The following is a 14,827-nucleotide window of genomic DNA, read 5'->3' on the forward strand; positions in this document are numbered from 1 at the left end:
CATGCAAAAACTGGACAGCATAAACGTTCTGGGGGGCGTCCTTGCCCCCTGCTCCCGCGATCCACAGACCGGGTTTTTTCGGGACGGGGCCTGTAACACCTGCGCCGAAGATCAGGGCAGTCACACGGTCTGCGCGGTCATGACGGCCGAGTTTTTGGCCTATTCCAAATATGTCGGCAATGACCTGAGCACACCGCGCCCTGAATTCGACTTTCCCGGTCTCAAACCCGGTGACAAATGGTGCCTTTGTGCCGGGCGTTTCCTGCAGGCCCATGACGAGGGCTGCGCGCCCCAGGCCGACCTTGAGGCCACGCATCAGCGGGCGCTGGACATCGTCCCTATTGGAATCTTACGCGAATACGCCGCGAAACCCGATTGACCTCGGGGACAAAAACACATCAAAGAAACCCGCCAGCCGACACTTTGTTTAGCAAGCGCAAAACCGTTAAAAACGAGGTAGGCTATGAGCTTTATCGCCATAAACCGCTTCAAAGTCCGTTTGGGCAGCGAAGCCGATTTCGAATCCGTTTGGAAAGACCGCGAAAGCCGCTTGAAAGAACTGCAAGGGTTTCAGGAGTTTCGCCTTCTGAAAGGCCCCGAAGGCGACGGATATCGGCTGTATTCCAGCCATGTGATCTGGGACAGTCGCAGCGATTTCGAAGCCTGGACCAAGTCCCAACAATTCCGGGATGCGCACAAAAACGCTGGCAACGGCAAGACGCAGTCGGCTCTTGTGGGCCCACCTCAGTTCGAGGGGTTCGAAACGGTTTTGCATCAGAACTGATCAATCCATGTCGCCAACACCGGATTGATGTTTACACGGCGCGCGCCAGATAGCCACGCGATGTGCGCGAGGGCGGACCAGTTGGAAAACTGTGCTCCGCCTCCAGCAGCCACCCCGCATCCTTTAGCATCTTGGCCACCTGTTGCGGCCTGTAGGACCGGTGACGCCATTGAAGCCAGATAATCGCGTTGCACCAGTGCGGTTTGCTAACGACCAGCCATAGCTTTGCCGCTGGCGTGGCCTGCCTGCGCATGTGGTGTAGGGCATCGGTGGGGTCGCTGCAATGTTCAAGGACATGGGCGGCGAGAATGCAATCAAATGGCTCGGCTGGGTGAAATTTCTCCAACCGTGATCGGGCAGTCTGGGTCGTAACGCCCCTTTGGGCCAATGCACCCTCGGCCTGTTTCAGCATTTTCCCGGATGGCTCGAGTAGAGTGACCCTACCTTTGGGTTGAATGACTGCACGTGCCTCGGCAAAAGCGCCGGTCCCGCACCCGACATCCAGCCCGTTCCGGCCTAAATCATCTGCTGAACCAGTCGACAGAAATCCCAGATAGGCGTCGAAATAGCCCAGCAAAGGCATTTTATCCGCCCAGCCGGGTGCCGCGGCATCGTATTTTTGATCGAGTCTATCTGAACTGGACGCGTCCTGCATGCCCACCAGCGTGGCATGAAACACCCGGGACTCAAAGCCCCGGGCGATAGTTAGCCAGCCGTACGTCCTTCGGTATCGGACATGTCGAAGTTCAGGTATTTGGCCACAGTCTGAACGTCCTTATCGCCGCGCCCGCACATGTTCATGCAGATCAGGTGATCCTTGGGCAGCTCTGGCGCGATCTTCATAACATGTGCCAGCGCGTGGCTGGGTTCCAACGCGGGGATAATGCCTTCGGTTGCACAGCACAGCTGGAACGCTTCCAGCGCCTCTTTGTCGGTGATCGAGACATAGTTCGCGCGACCGATGTCATTCAGCCAGGAATGCTCAGGCCCGATGCCGGGGTAATCCAGACCGGCCGAGATCGAATAGCCTTCAAGGATCTGGCCGTCATCATCCTGCAGCAGGTACGTGCGATTACCGTGCAGCACACCAGGGCGACCGCCGGTCAGCGAAGCGCAATGCTCCATCTTTTCGTTCACACCTTTGCCGCCCGCCTCAACACCGATGATGTTGACGCTCTTGTCGTCAAGGAACGGGTAGAACAGACCCATCGCATTCGACCCACCGCCGATGGCGGCGATAAGCGTATCGGGCAATCGGCCTTCGGCCTTTTGCATCTGCTCCTTAGCTTCCTTGCCGATGATCGACTGGAAGTCACGCACCATCGCCGGATACGGGTGCGGGCCCGCCACAGTGCCGATGCAGTAGAACGTGTCGCGCACATTGGTCACCCAGTCACGTAGCGCGTCGTTCATCGCGTCTTTCAGCGTGCCTCTGCCGCTCGTCACCGGAATCACTTCGGCACCCAGCAAACGCATACGGAACACGTTGGGCGCTTGACGCTGTACGTCATGCGCGCCCATGTAGACCACACACTTAAGGCCAAACTTGGCGCAGACGGTGGCGGTGGCCACGCCGTGTTGCCCTGCCCCGGTTTCCGCAATAATTCGGGTTTTACCCATGCGCCGCGCCAGAATGATCTGGCCCAGAACATTGTTGATCTTGTGTGCGCCGGTGTGGTTCAGCTCATCGCGCTTGAGATAGATCTTCGCGCCGCCCAGGTGCTCAGTCAGGCGTTCCGCGTAGTACAGCGGCGAGGGGCGACCCACGTAGTTCGCCCACAGATCGTCCATTTCAGCCCAGAAAGTCGGATCATCCTTGGCCTTCTCATATTCCTCTTCCAGCGACAGAATCAGCGGCATCAGCGTTTCGCTGACAAACCGTCCGCCGAAGATGCCAAAGCGGCCCTGTTCGTCGGGACCGGACATGAAGGAATTGAATAGATCGTTGGCCATGGGTGTCTCCCTCGTCGTACCCGTTGTTCATAGGAGGTGTTGACAGGTTTTGCCATGGCAAAACGCATCATTTTGTGGGCCTGTATCGATGCTTCCAGATCCGCAGGGCCTGCTCTTCGGTCGGCACCGCGATGCATGAGAAATGGTGGAACTCGTGCGTGATGGACAACCGGTCTGACACCGCAAGAACGCGCCTGTGTGGTCCCGAATGGGCAAATGTCAGCATGGCCTCGGCGTCTTGCCAAACACTGAGTGAAAAGTAGAGCCCACCGTGAGGGAACATCTGCGCATACTCGCATAATGGGTCTCCGCGCGCCTGCTTCAATGCCTGTCCCGCACGCCAAAAGAACTCTGGCGCGTTGTACCAATGGTTCAGGGTAACCCCGCCAATCGCCGCAAGCATCTTTGTTCCTCCCCGACGTTATATACGGGGGAGGTCAGCAAGCAGATCAATGGGCGGCGGAAACGAATTCAGAAATCTTAATGGAGTCTTTAACTCCGGGCGAACTTTCGACGCCGGAAGACACATCAACCTGTTTTGCGCCGGTCATACGGATCGCCTCGGCGACGTTGTCCGGCGTCAGTCCGCCGGCCAGCATCCACGGCTTTCGCCAGTATTTCCGGCCTGCGAGCAATCTCCAGTCAAAGGCAAGCCCGTTGCCGCCCGGCAGTTCGGAGGTGCGCGGCGGCTTCGCGTCGATCAGCAATTGATCAGCCACTTCAGAATACAGATCAATCGCGCTCAGATCCTCAGCCTCGGCGATGCCGATTGCCTTCATTACCGGCAGGCCAAACCTGTCGCGTACTTCTGAAACCCGCTGGGGTGTTTCCTTTCCATGCAATTGCAACATGTCCAAGGGCACGCGTGCGACGATACGGTCCAGTTCTTCGTCCGTCGCATTCACGGTCAGCGCGACCTTGGCCACGCCTGCAGGAACAAGCTGCGACAGCCCTGCCGCGGCATCAAGGTCCAGATGCCGTGGCGATTTTGAGAAAAAGACAAAGCCGACGTAGCGTGCACCGGCATCAGCCGCAGCGCGCACGTGATCGGGTGCGGTTAGCCCGCAGATTTTTACAGCTACATCGGTCATATAAAGGTGCCTTAGCTGGCTTCGTCCAGCAGAGCCAGAACGTCGTCCTTGCCCTCATTCTGCTTTTTCTTGAGCTTTTTGACCTCGCGCTCAAGCTTGCGCACCTCTCCGGTCTTGGTCGAGGCGTCGCGGCGGTGTTTGTGCTCGCGCAGCCATTCCCACAGGAACCCGATGATCAACCCGGCTACAACGCCGCCCAGCACCACAAGGAACAAAGGCAGGGTCGTCGCGAGGTTGAAACCCAGCAGTTCGGCCAAGGCATCCGGCATCAGTTTCAACTCGACCATCTGGCGATTGGCCAGCGAGATCGACACAAGAACGATCCCGAGGATCGCCAGGAAAGCATATCGAAGGTAACGCATCATGGTGTCAGGCTTTACCGTTCAATCGGTCCCTTAGCAACTTGCCAGTTTTAAAGAATGGAACACATTTTTCTTCGACCTGCACGGTCTCACCCGTACGAGGATTGCGGCCAACACGCGCGTCCCGTTGTTTGACCGAGAACGCACCGAAGCCGCGCAGTTCCACACGGTCGCCACGCGCCATGGCATCTGTCACTTCTTCGAACACGGTATTCACAATCCGCTCGACATCACGCTGATAGAGATGTGGGTTTTCGTCGGCGATTTTCTGAATCAGTTCTGAACGGATCATGAGTGTTACCCTCCCAGGCGACCGGTTAACCATGTCTATACTTCTGGACAGTATAGGAAAAAACCGTGATCGGGGGAACGTAAACTCTGTGTGCAAAGCATTCATTTTACAGCAAAGTCGCGCGATTTTTTGCTTGTTGAGGCAAAATCCACTCCTAAAGCGTGAACGACAGCCGCAATAAGCCCAAAATTCGGAACATATTGATTCGCAACAAAAACGGCCCCGCGCGTCTGCACGGGGCCGTAAATTCGGCTGAAAATCCAGCCTGAGCTTAGTCGCCGGATTTCAGCGCTGCACCCAAGATGTCGCCCAGCGATGCGCCCGAGTCGGAAGAACCGTACTGTTCCACGGCCTCTTTCTCTTCGGCGATCTCACGTGCCTTGATCGACAGACCCAGACGACGTGTCTTGCTGTCGACGTTGGTGACGCGGACGTCGATCTTGTCGCTGACCGAGAAACGCTCGGGGCGCTGCTCTGCACGGTCACGCGACAGGTCGGAACGGCGGATGAAGGACTTCATGCCTTCGTATTCCACCTCGATGCCGCCATCTTCGATCGCGGTGACCCCAACGGTGATGATCGAGCCACGCTTCACGCCGCCCACGGCTTCGGCGAACTTGTCACCGCCCAGGGCTTTGATCGACAGCGAGATACGCTCTTTCTCAACATCAACTTCCGAGACAACGGCCGAAACCATGTCGCCTTTGCGGTAGTTCTGGATCGCGTCTTCGCCACGTTCGTCCCACGACAGGTCGGACAGGTGAACCATGCCGTCGATGTCGCCTTCGAGGCCAATGAACAGACCGAATTCGGTGATGTTCTTGACTTCGCCTTCGACCTCGGTGCCCTCGGGGTGTGTTTCTGCAAACACTTCCCACGGGTTGCGCATGGTCTGCTTCAGGCCCAGAGACACACGACGCTTGGCGCCGTCGATTTCCAGAACCATGACGTCGACTTCCTGGCTGGTCGAAACGATCTTGCCGGGGTGGACGTTTTTCTTGGTCCAGGACATCTCGGACACGTGCACCAGACCTTCGACACCGGCTTCCAGCTCGACGAACGCGCCGTAGTCGGTGATGTTGGTGACGCGACCCTGATGGACCGAGCCCAGCGGGTACTTGGCAGCAACCAGATCCCATGGATCTTCCTGCAGCTGCTTCATGCCCAGGCTGATGCGGTGGGTCTCTTTGTTGATCTTGATGACCTGAACCTTGATGGTTTCGCCGATCGTCAGGATCTCGGACGGGTGGTTCACACGGCGCCATGCCATGTCGGTGACGTGCAGCAGGCCGTCAACGCCGCCCAGGTCAACAAATGCACCGTATTCGGTGATGTTCTTGACCACGCCTTCGACGGTCTGACCTTCGGTCAGGTTGCCAATGACTTCGGCACGCTGTTCGGCACGCGATTCTTCCAGGATAGCGCGACGCGAAACAACGATGTTGCCACGGCGGCGGTCCATTTTCAGAATCTGGAACGGCTGCTTCAGACCCATCAGCGGGCCGGCGTCGCGCACGGGGCGAACGTCAACCTGCGAGCCGGGCAGGAACGCAACTGCGCCACCCAGATCGACGGTGAAGCCACCTTTGACGCGACCAAAGATTGCACCTTCGACGCGCTGGTCGTCGGCATATGCTTTTTCCAGACGGTCCCATGCCTCTTCACGGCGGGCCATCTCGCGCGAGATGACAGCTTCGCCACGGGCGTTCTCTGCGGCGCGCAGGTAGACTTCTACCTCGTCACCAACTGCGATTTCAGGAGCTTCGCCGGGATTCGCGAATTCTTTCAGATCAACGCGGCCTTCCATTTTGTAGCCAACGTCGATGATGGCTTGGCCGGCTTCGATCGCCAGAACCTTGCCTTTGACAACAGAACCCTCTTCGGGCGTGTCCATTTCGAAGCTTTCGTTCAGGAGGGCTTCGAATTCCTCCATGGTTGTATCAGCCATCTGGCAGTGTTTTCCTTTACATACGTTTTTACTGGCCGAGCGGTTGTCTCCGCCGGTCTTGTTTCATGGTGTCATCGGACGTGACCCGGTGCGCCACTGAGCAAACAAACACAAAGGGCCGAGGTGACCCGGCCCTGCTCAGTAACGTCATCCGGACGTTGACCGCCCTTGTGTTGACAGCGCGCGTATAAGCCGAATTCTCGACATGTGCAAGAGGAAAGCCTTGATTTACAGGGCATCGGCCGCCGTCACACTCGGCGCGCCATGTCCCAAACGCACCCGTCCCGTTGCAACATGGCCTGCTCAATCGCATTCAATCGCGAATAGGCATCATCGGGACTATGCGCGCCGCCTTCTTTATGCCAAATGCGCAGCGCCGAGGCCGGGCTCCACGGCAAACAAGCTGAGGCAAGCCACAATCGCAATTCGGCAGGCAACGCGTCATAGGCCTGCATTGGCGATCCCGTCCGCCGGCGGCGTTTGATCCGGCTGCGCAAGTTTCGGTTCTTTCTGCGGTCAGTCATTGTGCGCTCCGTTCATCGGCGCGCACGAACCTAGACTGTCAGGTGTCAGTGGATATCGCCATGCTCGCTCGATAGTTTTGCTATGTTATTACATTGGTAATATCCATGTGCAACCGCACTCGTAATGGCATTGCTCGATTCCCGCGAAGAATGTCGTGTTTCGCACAGCAAAGTCTGCGCCAATTGCGAAACTTTGAAAAAGTCGGAGAATCTCATGCGTCAAGACCTGAACTTTCTCGCCATCGTTTCAGACGAACACCGCAAAGACGCGATGGGATGCGCTGGCCATCCGATTGTCAAAACGCCCAATCTGGATGCACTGGCCGCGCGCGGCACGATGTTTCAGTCCGCCTACACACCCTCACCCATGTGCGTACCCACACGGGCGGCGCTTGCGACCGGAGACTGGGTTCACACGACAGGAAACTGGGACAGCGCAACCCCCTATGACGGGCACCCGCGCAGCTGGATGCGGCAGGTGCGCGACGCAGGGCGCGAAGTCGTCTCTATTGGAAAACTGCATTTCAGGTCCAACGAAGACGACAATGGCTTCTCGCAGGAGGTCTTGCCGATGCACGTGGTCGGAGGTGTCGGCTGGGCCGTTGGGCTTTTGCGCGAAAACCCACCAGACTATGATTCGGCATCCGAGTTGGCGGGCGATGTGGGCGTCGGGCCCAGCACCTATACCGATTACGATCTGGACATTACCGCAGCAGCCGAGGCATGGCTGGCCGATCCCACACGCCAGGACAAACCCTGGGCTGCATTCATGTCGCTGGTCAGTCCGCACTATCCCCTGACCTGTCCCAAGGAATGGTACGACCTTTACGATCCAGCTCATATGGATTTGCCGGTCGGGTATGGCACAGGGCTGCCGGATCATGAAGAGCTGCGCAACATCGCTGCTTTCTTCAACTACGATGACTATTTTGACGAACAGAAAATGCGCGAGGCGAAATCGGCTTATTATGGCCTGACCTCATTGATGGACGATTGCGTGGGGCGCATCCTGAAAGCCGTGTCCGACAGTGGTCAGGCCGAAAATACGGTCGTGATCTATGTCTCGGACCACGGTGACATGATGGGGGATCAGGGGTTTTGGACCAAACAGGTGATGTATGAGGCCAGTGCAGGAATTCCGATGATCGCGGCGGGCCCGGGTATCCCGGTCGGCCGGCGTGTCACCACATGCACCAATCTGACCGATATCGCTGCAACCGCCCGGGACGTCTGCGGCGTCGAAGACGACGACGGCAACGCGGGTCAACCCGGCTTGTCTCTGATCGGGTTGGCCAAAGCACCGGACGACCCCGACCGAACCGGCTTCAGCGAATACCACGATGGTGGGTCAAGAACCGGCAGTTTCATGGTGCGATGGGGCGAATGGAAATACGTCTATTATGTCGGACAGCCCCCGCAATTGTTCGACCTGTCAACCGATCCTCAAGAACAGACCAACCGCGCGCTGGATCGGGTAAATGACCCGCAGGTTCAGGCTGCGCTGGTCGAAGGGGAACGCCGTCTGCGAGAAATCTGCGACCCCGAAGAGGTCAACGCCCGCGCCTTTGCCGACCAGCGGAAGAAAATCGAAGACCTGGGCGGAGAAGAAGCCTGCCGCACGGCCTTTGTCTTCAATCACACGCCCACCCCGTCCGAGCAGGAAAAGCTGCGTGAAGGACCCGCGCTTTAGCGCAGGCATTTTACATTTCTCTAGTAGGCCCTTGGTTCGCGCAGCGCAGTTCAATGCTGCCACCACCGCAAAGCTGCGCGGAGCGCTAGGACCTTCTAGAACAGTTGCAGGTCCTTCTTGCCGCTTTGGATTTCGGCAAGGTTCGGCATGTTCTGGATTGCCACGGGTGCAAGTTGTTCGCCCGGCATCGCGACGGTCGGTTGCATCGCAGCCGCCATACCAAAGGCTGGCGGTTGCTCCAGCTCTCCTCGGATATCGCGCAGCAGTGTTTTGTGATCCGGCATCGCCTTGAGGATCTGCGCAAGATCCACCTTCGCGCCCTTCCACCACTGGAACCAGATCGGTTTCTTCAACGGCCGCAGACGATCACGGATGCCAGTCCCATAGCCGGTGTCATAGACCTGCTTGCCCAAAAGAACCGTCTGATAAACGCGGAAATTAAACAGTGTGGCAAATTCGATATCGTGTTCCATGGGCAGGCGGTGCTGCCACAATTCCAGGTTTTCGGCCAAACGATCCGGTATCTTCATCTCTGTGCGCGCATCGATCCAATATTGATCATCCGTGCGGTTGCCCAGGCGATAGTGCAGACAGATGAAATCCAGGACCTCGTCATACATCTTGTTCATTTGCCGGTTATATCTGGCCCGCAGCGATGGTTCGATATCGCGTGTAGGCAGGTGTTCTGCGAACCAGCGCACCGCATGATCAACCATATGGATCGCGGTACTTTCCAACGGTTCAATGAACCCGCCGGACAAACCGATAGCCAGACAATTCTTGACCCAGGCATTGCGCACGCGCCCGATGCGCATCGGGATCACACGCGGCGTCAAACCTTTGCCGCTGTCGCCTAGCCATTCAAGATATTCATCGGCCGCCTGATCATCCGTGCGATGCGCTGATGAATACACATAGCCTGTGCCCACACGGTTGTAGAGCGGAACCCGCCACGTCCACCCCGCACCCAGTGCTGTAGAGCGTGTGACGCTTTCGATTTTCTCTGGGTCGGGATGTTCGATCTGCAACGCCATGGCGCGGTCGTTGGGCAGGTAATCCGAGTAATCCATAAACGGCTCACCCAGTGCTTTGTTGATGATCAAACCGCGGAACCCGGTGCAATCTATGACCATCTCGATGTCGTGGCGACCCTTACGCTCTAGCATCAGATGGCTGACATTGCCCTGTTCATCCAACTCAACCGCCTGCACCTCATCCTGGATATGCTCAACACCGCGCTTGGTGCAGACTTTGGTCAGCATGCCCGCAAATTTCACAGCATCCAGATGATATGCATAGCCAAACCGTTGCTCGAACTCGGGCTGACCCAGTGGTCGCCCCCCCTTGCACAGGCGGGCCAGATCGTCATGCGGCGAGATGGATTGCGTAAAGTCCCGATCGCCATTGCCAAAGCGCAAGAAATACTCGGCGGCTTCCAACCCTTCCAACAACTGACCGTGGGCAAAGGGGTTCACATAATCGATGCGATTGCCCTTTGCGTCCTTGTTCCAATTGCAGAACTTCACGCCCAGCTTGAACGATGCATTTGTCTCGCGAAAAAAATCCCGCTCGGAAATGCCCGCCTGACGCAGAGTGACCGGCATGCGCGGCACCGTGGCCTCACCAACGCCAACGGTGGCGATATTGGGGCTTTCGATCAGGCAGATGCGCGGGCGATCCTTGGGGGCCGAGGTGCGTGAAAACACCATGTCCAGTATCAGCGCGGTCATCCAACCCGCCGTGCCACCACCCACGATAGTGATCTTACGCAAACGATTATTCATATTGTTCTGTCCCTGTTGGCTTGAGGGATTTCTTGGCTGCTTCCCCTTTTTGTTTTTGAGGATTGTATGGCAGCCTTCCCTTCTGGCATGGGCAAAGCATAGCAGGTTTCCTGCGTCCAGCTAGGGTCTAGCGCGCCCTGACCTCAATGTACTTTCCTTCTTTCGGCAAGCGACGCTCGGTCACGGCACCCTGCCCTGGGCAGTACACTTAACCGCGATGCGTTAAAGGCAAACCGGGCCGCCAATGCACCGAAGCTTCTGCGAGGCAACTTGAAATCAGAGCAAACGTAATTCCTGGGCGCGTGTCAGATTTCCTCGCCTTTTTTCAGAAGTTCTTCGATCAGATCGCGCTGCAGATCCTGGCTGTCGCCCCCTCCAAACTCCGCCGCGCCGCCGGTGTACAAGGTGCCATAGGTCTTGGCGATGTTCACTGTCTGGGCCAGCCCCGAGATCAGCTGGTTCTTGTCCAGCCGGGATAGCGGATGGATGTACGCAGCCCACAAAATATCATTCGCAATCGCGTAACGCGCGTCCAGCGTACTGTCAAAATTCGCCTGCATCACGCGTTCAAGGTCAGCGGGCGACAAATCTTCGGCGCTACCAATCGCGACCATGGCCCGCATCCGGTCTGCATTGATATCCGTAACGACCAGCACCGTTACGTCCCCAACCTTCAGCTCAAACCCCGGTCCAAACGGTTTCGCGTCAGGATCGAGCGCAAAGATGATCTTTCCCAACCGCTCATACGTCATTGGGGGTTCCGGCTCAGCCGTCTCTTGAGCCAACGCACCTCCGGCAAGGAAAAACATCAAAAAGGCTAGTCGGATCATGGCATCGCTCCTGCAGGCTATAGACCGACAATAGGGTCGGGGCGCAGACCTGACCAAACAAAGCTTGGTGAACAGTATTTCGAAGGCACTGACAGCTTTGAACGATCTGCAAGATACTCGGGGCTTTCTGCGATAGCTCGTTCAGAACCGAGTTCCTAGCTTTGGTTCAGCGGCTGGCAGACCTGCTGGCCGGACTCTGAACCGGAAAGGAAACACAAATGAAATCTATCGTTCTTACCACCCTGATCGCCACATTGCCCCTGATCGCGGCCCCGGCCTTTGCTGCGGATGAAATCAACGTATCAAACGGTATTTCTGCCGCCGGTGCGCCGCTTGCCGCGCATGGGGTCGATCTGGTGACACTCGTTAACGACGGCAACCCGGTCGATGGCTTTGCCACACACTCGGCCACTTACGACGGCGCATCTTATTACTTCACCAGCGCCGCCAACCGCGAAGCGTTCGAGGCCAACCCGGCGGCCTACCTGCCACAACATGGCGGGTTCTGTTCGTTCGGCGTTTCTGTCGGCAAAAAATTCGACGGCGATCCGGATCAATACCTGGTGGCTGACGGAAAGCTGTATCTGTTCCTGAACGCAGATACCCGCGCGGCGTTCCTTGAAGATGTCTCTGCCACATCTGAAACCGCTGACAATCAGTGGTCCAAGATCAAAAGCATCGCGGTCGGAGAGCTGTAATCTAACAGCCAAAGGCCCGCGAAGTTACGATTTTGCGGGCCTTGCCTTCTCGATGACCTCGACAGCCTTTGCTAAGGCGGCTTCGATGCTCAGATCTGACGTGTCCAGCAGGACTGCATCCTCTGCTGGCTTCATGGGCGCGGTGCTGCGTTCCGTATCCCGCGCGTCGCGCTCTTTTACGTCCGACAGCACCTGTTCCCGCGAGATATCATTGCCCTTCGCGGTGAGCTCAAGAAACCGACGCTCGGCCCGAACTTCGGGGCTGGCGGTGACGAACAGTTTCACCTCGGCCTCGGGACAAATCACAGTACCGATGTCGCGACCATCCAGCACCGCGCCCCCGCTGCGGCGCGCAAACGCCCGCTGAAAGTCAACCAACGCGGCCCGAACCTCGGGGATCACGGCTACTTTTGAGGCTGCTTGCGCAATCTCGGCCGTACGCAAATCGCCCTGCTCCAACTCTTCGGGGGTCAGGGCGTGCGCTGCCGCAATCGGCTCGAGTCCCTGCAAAGTCCGCCTGCCGACCGCGCGGTACAAAAGCCCGGTGTCCAGATGCGCGAAGCCAAACCGGGCCGCGACCGCCTTTGAGATCGTGCCCTTCCCTGCCGCAGCTGGTCCATCAATGGCGATAGTGAATTGTGAATCCGACATCAAACCTACCGATTATTTCGTTGCAGTTTCGCACCCAACGTGGCCATCAAAGGTTCAAAAATTGGGAACGACGTGGCGATCGGGCCCGCGTCGTCGACGGTTACACCCTTTTTGGCCCCCATCCCCAAAATCATGAACGACATGGCGATCCGGTGGTCCAGAAAGCTTTCGCAGGTGCCGCCACCGGAGACGTTGCCGATGCCCAGCCCTTCAACCGACCACCATTCATCACCTTCTTCGACAGTTACACCATTGGCGCGCAGGCCCCGAGCCATTGCGTCGATCCGGTCGCTTTCCTTTACGCGCAGTTCTTTTACGCCGCCCATCATCGTGACGCCGGTGGCATTTGCCGCAATCACGGACAAAACCGGGTATTCATCAATCATCGAGGCCGCGCGTTCGGGTGGAACATCGATCCCCTTCATATTCGGCGAGTACTTTGCGCGCAGATCGGCGACAGGTTCGCCGCCCTCTTCGCGCTCATTCTCATAGGACAGTTCTGCACCCATCTCGCGCAGCGTAGTGAACAACCCCGCACGAGTGGGGTTCAGGCCGATGCCCGGCACCAGAACGTCCGACCCAGGCGTGAGCAGCGCCGCGCAGACCGGAAAGGCCGCGCTGGACGGATCGCGCGGAACGGCGATGACCTGCGGTTTCAACTCGGGGCGACCGGTCAGGGTGATAACTCGGCCTTCATCAGTGTCCTCAACGGTGATTTCCGCGCCAAAGCCCGCCAGCATACGCTCGGAATGGTCGCGTGTGGCCTCTTTCTCGATCACCACAGTTTTGCCGGGAGCATTGAGGCCAGCCAGCAGCACCGCAGATTTCACCTGGGCCGAAGGCACCGGCACCTCGTATCGCACCGGCGTGGAGTCAGCCGCGCCGACGATAGTCATCGGCAAGCGCCCCCCTGAACGGCCCACCGATTGTGTTCCAAACAGCGCCAGCGGATCTGTGACCCGCGCCATGGGGCGTTTGTTCAGGCTGGCGTCGCCAGTAAAAGTCGCCGTGATCGGACAGGTAGCCATCGCGCCCATGATCAGCCGAACGCCGGTACCCGAGTTGCCGCAATCGATCACCTGATCGGGTTCGGCAAAGCCACCGACGCCCACGCCGTGCACGGTCCATTCGCCGCCACCGTGATCGGTGACCTCGGCCCCGAAGGCGCGCATGGCCTTGGCGGTGTCCAGAACATCTTCGCCTTCCAACAGGCCCGAGATCCGGGTCTCGCCCACGGCCATCGCGCCCAGGATCAACGACCGATGCGAGATTGACTTGTCACCGGGCACCTCTGCCGTTCCGGTCAGCGGGCCGCAAGGATGCGAGGTCATCGGGATGGGCGTGCCGTGTCCGGACATGGGGGCTCCTGTTTTCGCTATCAGTTCAAGGCGGATTAGCGAATTGGGGCCGATTGGTCCAGCCGCAATCAGTCTTTGCGGCGGAAGGTCAGATAGTGTGGCGTACGGCCTTCACGCAGGGCCTTTTGTTCATAGCGGGTGGAAATCCAGTCATCCCACGGTTCGCGCCAGTCTGTGGGACGCTCGGCCAGCCATTCAAAACCGGCGCGGGGCACTTCTTCCAGCGTCTGGCGCACATAGTCGGGAATGTCCGTCGCGACGCGAAAGATTGAGCCGGGTTTCAGGGCGCGGGCCAAAGGCTCCAGATGCTCCTGAGTCACAAAGCGGCGGCGGTGATGCCGCGTCTTGGGCCACGGGTCGGGATACAGAAGAAAGGCTCGAGAGATACTGGCCTCGGGCAGAACGTCGAACAGGTCACGCGCATCGCCTGGATGCACGGCCAGGTTTCCGACCCCGGCTTTACGGATTTTTCCCAACAGCATGGCGACGCCGTTGATGTAGGGCTCGGCCCCAATAATGCCGATATCAGGGTTGCTCGCAGCCTGATGCACCAGATGTTCACCGCCGCCGAAGCCGACCTCGAGCCAGACATTCTTGCCGCCGAACAGCGCCTGCAGGTCCAGCGGATGCCGCTCGGGGTTGGTTTCCCAGTCGACAGCACCCGGCGACAGGGCGTCAAGGTCTTCGTTCAGATACGTCTTTTGACTCTGCTTCAAGGTCTTTCCCTTAAAGCGGCCATAAAAGTTTCTGCGCGGGCGTTGTGGGGTCTGGGTGCTCATGGCGGTGCCCATAATGCGCTGGTCGAAGTGTTGCAACCCCGATGCCTGAACGAAAAAGCGCGCCGGTTACGGCGCGCTTCGAT

Annotated in this window: 17 protein-coding genes; 4 read left to right on the plus strand and 13 right to left on the minus strand. The window is 58.2% G+C overall.

Going from position 1 to position 14,827, the window contains the following annotated elements; genetic code table 11:
* Position 1 precedes the first annotated feature (1 nt).
* Together AC2FGC_RS18235 and hmuQ are read left to right on the plus strand one after the other, a co-directional pair.
* Complete coding sequence (locus AC2FGC_RS18235) at positions 2–379, plus strand: DUF2237 family protein (RefSeq protein WP_496726822.1); 378 nt, start codon at positions 2–4, stop codon at positions 377–379.
* Positions 380–463: 84 nt separating this feature from the next.
* Positions 464–784 carry a heme-degrading protein HmuQ gene (gene hmuQ, locus AC2FGC_RS18240; protein ID WP_496726821.1) on the plus strand — a complete coding sequence of 107 codons (321 nt, stop codon included), beginning with the start codon at positions 464–466 and terminating at the stop codon, positions 782–784.
* Between the two features lie 31 nt (positions 785–815).
* Here hmuQ and AC2FGC_RS18245 read toward each other — a convergent pair whose 3' ends face one another.
* The 8 genes from AC2FGC_RS18245 to AC2FGC_RS18280 form a co-directional block, all read right to left on the minus strand.
* Positions 816–1,463 (minus strand): class I SAM-dependent methyltransferase, encoded by a 648-nt coding sequence (locus tag AC2FGC_RS18245; RefSeq protein ID WP_496783083.1) that lies wholly within the window; start codon positions 1,461–1,463, stop codon positions 816–818.
* Positions 1,464–1,489: 26 nt separating this feature from the next.
* Entirely contained in the window at positions 1,490–2,737 is a 1,248-nt protein-coding gene (trpB, locus tag AC2FGC_RS18250) for a tryptophan synthase subunit beta (protein ID WP_108860968.1), read from the minus strand.
* Positions 2,738–2,804: 67 nt separating this feature from the next.
* Positions 2,805–3,140 (minus strand): hypothetical protein, encoded by a 336-nt coding sequence (locus AC2FGC_RS18255; RefSeq protein WP_496726819.1) that lies wholly within the window; start codon positions 3,138–3,140, stop codon positions 2,805–2,807.
* 46 nt (positions 3,141–3,186) lie between these two features.
* Positions 3,187–3,828 carry a phosphoribosylanthranilate isomerase gene (locus AC2FGC_RS18260; RefSeq protein ID WP_496726818.1) on the minus strand — a complete coding sequence of 214 codons (642 nt, stop codon included), beginning with the start codon at positions 3,826–3,828 and terminating at the stop codon, positions 3,187–3,189.
* Positions 3,829–3,839: 11 nt separating this feature from the next.
* A complete protein-coding gene (locus AC2FGC_RS18265) occupies positions 3,840–4,190 on the minus strand; it encodes a lipopolysaccharide assembly protein LapA domain-containing protein (protein WP_496774739.1) in 351 nt (116 codons plus the stop codon).
* 7 nt (positions 4,191–4,197) lie between these two features.
* Complete coding sequence (gene ihfB, locus AC2FGC_RS18270; protein WP_037310872.1) at positions 4,198–4,482, minus strand: integration host factor subunit beta; 285 nt, start codon at positions 4,480–4,482, stop codon at positions 4,198–4,200.
* 271 nt (positions 4,483–4,753) lie between these two features.
* The gene (gene rpsA, locus AC2FGC_RS18275) at positions 4,754–6,430 is read right to left on the minus strand and encodes a 30S ribosomal protein S1 (RefSeq protein WP_496726816.1); all 1,677 of its coding nucleotides are present in this window, start codon (positions 6,428–6,430) and stop codon (positions 4,754–4,756) included.
* A 248-nt stretch (positions 6,431–6,678) separates the two neighbouring features.
* Positions 6,679–6,954, minus strand: a complete 276-nt coding sequence (locus tag AC2FGC_RS18280) for a DUF6525 family protein (protein ID WP_496783085.1) — start codon at positions 6,952–6,954, stop codon at positions 6,679–6,681.
* 214 nt (positions 6,955–7,168) lie between these two features.
* Here AC2FGC_RS18280 and AC2FGC_RS18285 point away from each other — a divergent pair, with 214 nt between their 5' ends.
* Positions 7,169–8,644 carry a sulfatase family protein gene (locus AC2FGC_RS18285; protein WP_496783086.1) on the plus strand — a complete coding sequence of 492 codons (1,476 nt, stop codon included), beginning with the start codon at positions 7,169–7,171 and terminating at the stop codon, positions 8,642–8,644.
* A gap of 95 nt (positions 8,645–8,739) precedes the next feature.
* Here AC2FGC_RS18285 and AC2FGC_RS18290 read toward each other — a convergent pair whose 3' ends face one another.
* On the minus strand, positions 8,740–10,428 hold the full coding sequence (locus AC2FGC_RS18290; RefSeq protein ID WP_282152620.1) for a tryptophan halogenase family protein: 1,689 nt from the start codon (positions 10,426–10,428) through the stop codon (positions 8,740–8,742).
* Positions 10,429–10,733: 305 nt separating this feature from the next.
* Complete coding sequence (locus tag AC2FGC_RS18295) at positions 10,734–11,258, minus strand: hypothetical protein (protein ID WP_496779565.1); 525 nt, start codon at positions 11,256–11,258, stop codon at positions 10,734–10,736.
* Between the two features lie 218 nt (positions 11,259–11,476).
* Between AC2FGC_RS18295 and AC2FGC_RS18300 the strand changes: the two genes are divergently transcribed.
* A complete protein-coding gene (locus tag AC2FGC_RS18300) occupies positions 11,477–11,956 on the plus strand; it encodes a YHS domain-containing (seleno)protein (RefSeq protein WP_496726812.1) in 480 nt (159 codons plus the stop codon).
* A 24-nt stretch (positions 11,957–11,980) separates the two neighbouring features.
* Here AC2FGC_RS18300 and cmk read toward each other — a convergent pair whose 3' ends face one another.
* The 3 genes from cmk to trmB form a co-directional block, all read right to left on the minus strand.
* Entirely contained in the window at positions 11,981–12,607 is a 627-nt protein-coding gene (cmk, locus tag AC2FGC_RS18305) for a (d)CMP kinase (RefSeq protein WP_496726811.1), read from the minus strand.
* Positions 12,608–12,612: 5 nt separating this feature from the next.
* Entirely contained in the window at positions 12,613–13,965 is a 1,353-nt protein-coding gene (aroA, locus tag AC2FGC_RS18310; protein ID WP_496726810.1) for a 3-phosphoshikimate 1-carboxyvinyltransferase, read from the minus strand.
* Between the two features lie 68 nt (positions 13,966–14,033).
* Positions 14,034–14,744, minus strand: a complete 711-nt coding sequence (trmB, locus tag AC2FGC_RS18315) for a tRNA (guanine(46)-N(7))-methyltransferase TrmB (RefSeq protein ID WP_496726809.1) — start codon at positions 14,742–14,744, stop codon at positions 14,034–14,036.
* Between the last annotated feature and the right edge of the window lie 83 nt (positions 14,745–14,827).

The sequence above is a fragment of the Ruegeria sp. CDSC054 genome, from assembly GCF_059610645.1.

Bases quoted from the DNA above. Each gene is read 5' to 3' on its own strand.
- AC2FGC_RS18235 (WP_496726822.1), top strand. From the start codon at position 2: ATGCAAAAACTGGACAGCATAAACGTTCTGGGGGGCGTCCTTGCCCCC.
- hmuQ (WP_496726821.1), top strand. From the start codon at position 464: ATGAGCTTTATCGCCATAAACCGCTTCAAAGTCCGTTTGGGCAGCGAA.
- trpB (WP_108860968.1), bottom strand. From the start codon at position 2,737: ATGGCCAACGATCTATTCAATTCCTTCATGTCCGGTCCCGACGAACAG.
- AC2FGC_RS18255 (WP_496726819.1), bottom strand. From the start codon at position 3,140: ATGCTTGCGGCGATTGGCGGGGTTACCCTGAACCATTGGTACAACGCG.
- AC2FGC_RS18260 (WP_496726818.1), bottom strand. From the start codon at position 3,828: ATGACCGATGTAGCTGTAAAAATCTGCGGGCTAACCGCACCCGATCAC.
- AC2FGC_RS18265 (WP_496774739.1), bottom strand. From the start codon at position 4,190: ATGCGTTACCTTCGATATGCTTTCCTGGCGATCCTCGGGATCGTTCTT.
- ihfB (WP_037310872.1), bottom strand. From the start codon at position 4,482: ATGATCCGTTCAGAACTGATTCAGAAAATCGCCGACGAAAACCCACAT.
- rpsA (WP_496726816.1), bottom strand. From the start codon at position 6,430: ATGGCTGATACAACCATGGAGGAATTCGAAGCCCTCCTGAACGAAAGC.
- AC2FGC_RS18280 (WP_496783085.1), bottom strand. From the start codon at position 6,954: ATGACTGACCGCAGAAAGAACCGAAACTTGCGCAGCCGGATCAAACGC.
- AC2FGC_RS18285 (WP_496783086.1), top strand. From the start codon at position 7,169: ATGCGTCAAGACCTGAACTTTCTCGCCATCGTTTCAGACGAACACCGC.
- AC2FGC_RS18290 (WP_282152620.1), bottom strand. From the start codon at position 10,428: ATGAATAATCGTTTGCGTAAGATCACTATCGTGGGTGGTGGCACGGCG.
- AC2FGC_RS18295 (WP_496779565.1), bottom strand. From the start codon at position 11,258: ATGATCCGACTAGCCTTTTTGATGTTTTTCCTTGCCGGAGGTGCGTTG.
- AC2FGC_RS18300 (WP_496726812.1), top strand. From the start codon at position 11,477: ATGAAATCTATCGTTCTTACCACCCTGATCGCCACATTGCCCCTGATC.
- cmk (WP_496726811.1), bottom strand. From the start codon at position 12,607: ATGTCGGATTCACAATTCACTATCGCCATTGATGGACCAGCTGCGGCA.
- aroA (WP_496726810.1), bottom strand. From the start codon at position 13,965: ATGTCCGGACACGGCACGCCCATCCCGATGACCTCGCATCCTTGCGGC.
- trmB (WP_496726809.1), bottom strand. From the start codon at position 14,744: ATGAGCACCCAGACCCCACAACGCCCGCGCAGAAACTTTTATGGCCGC.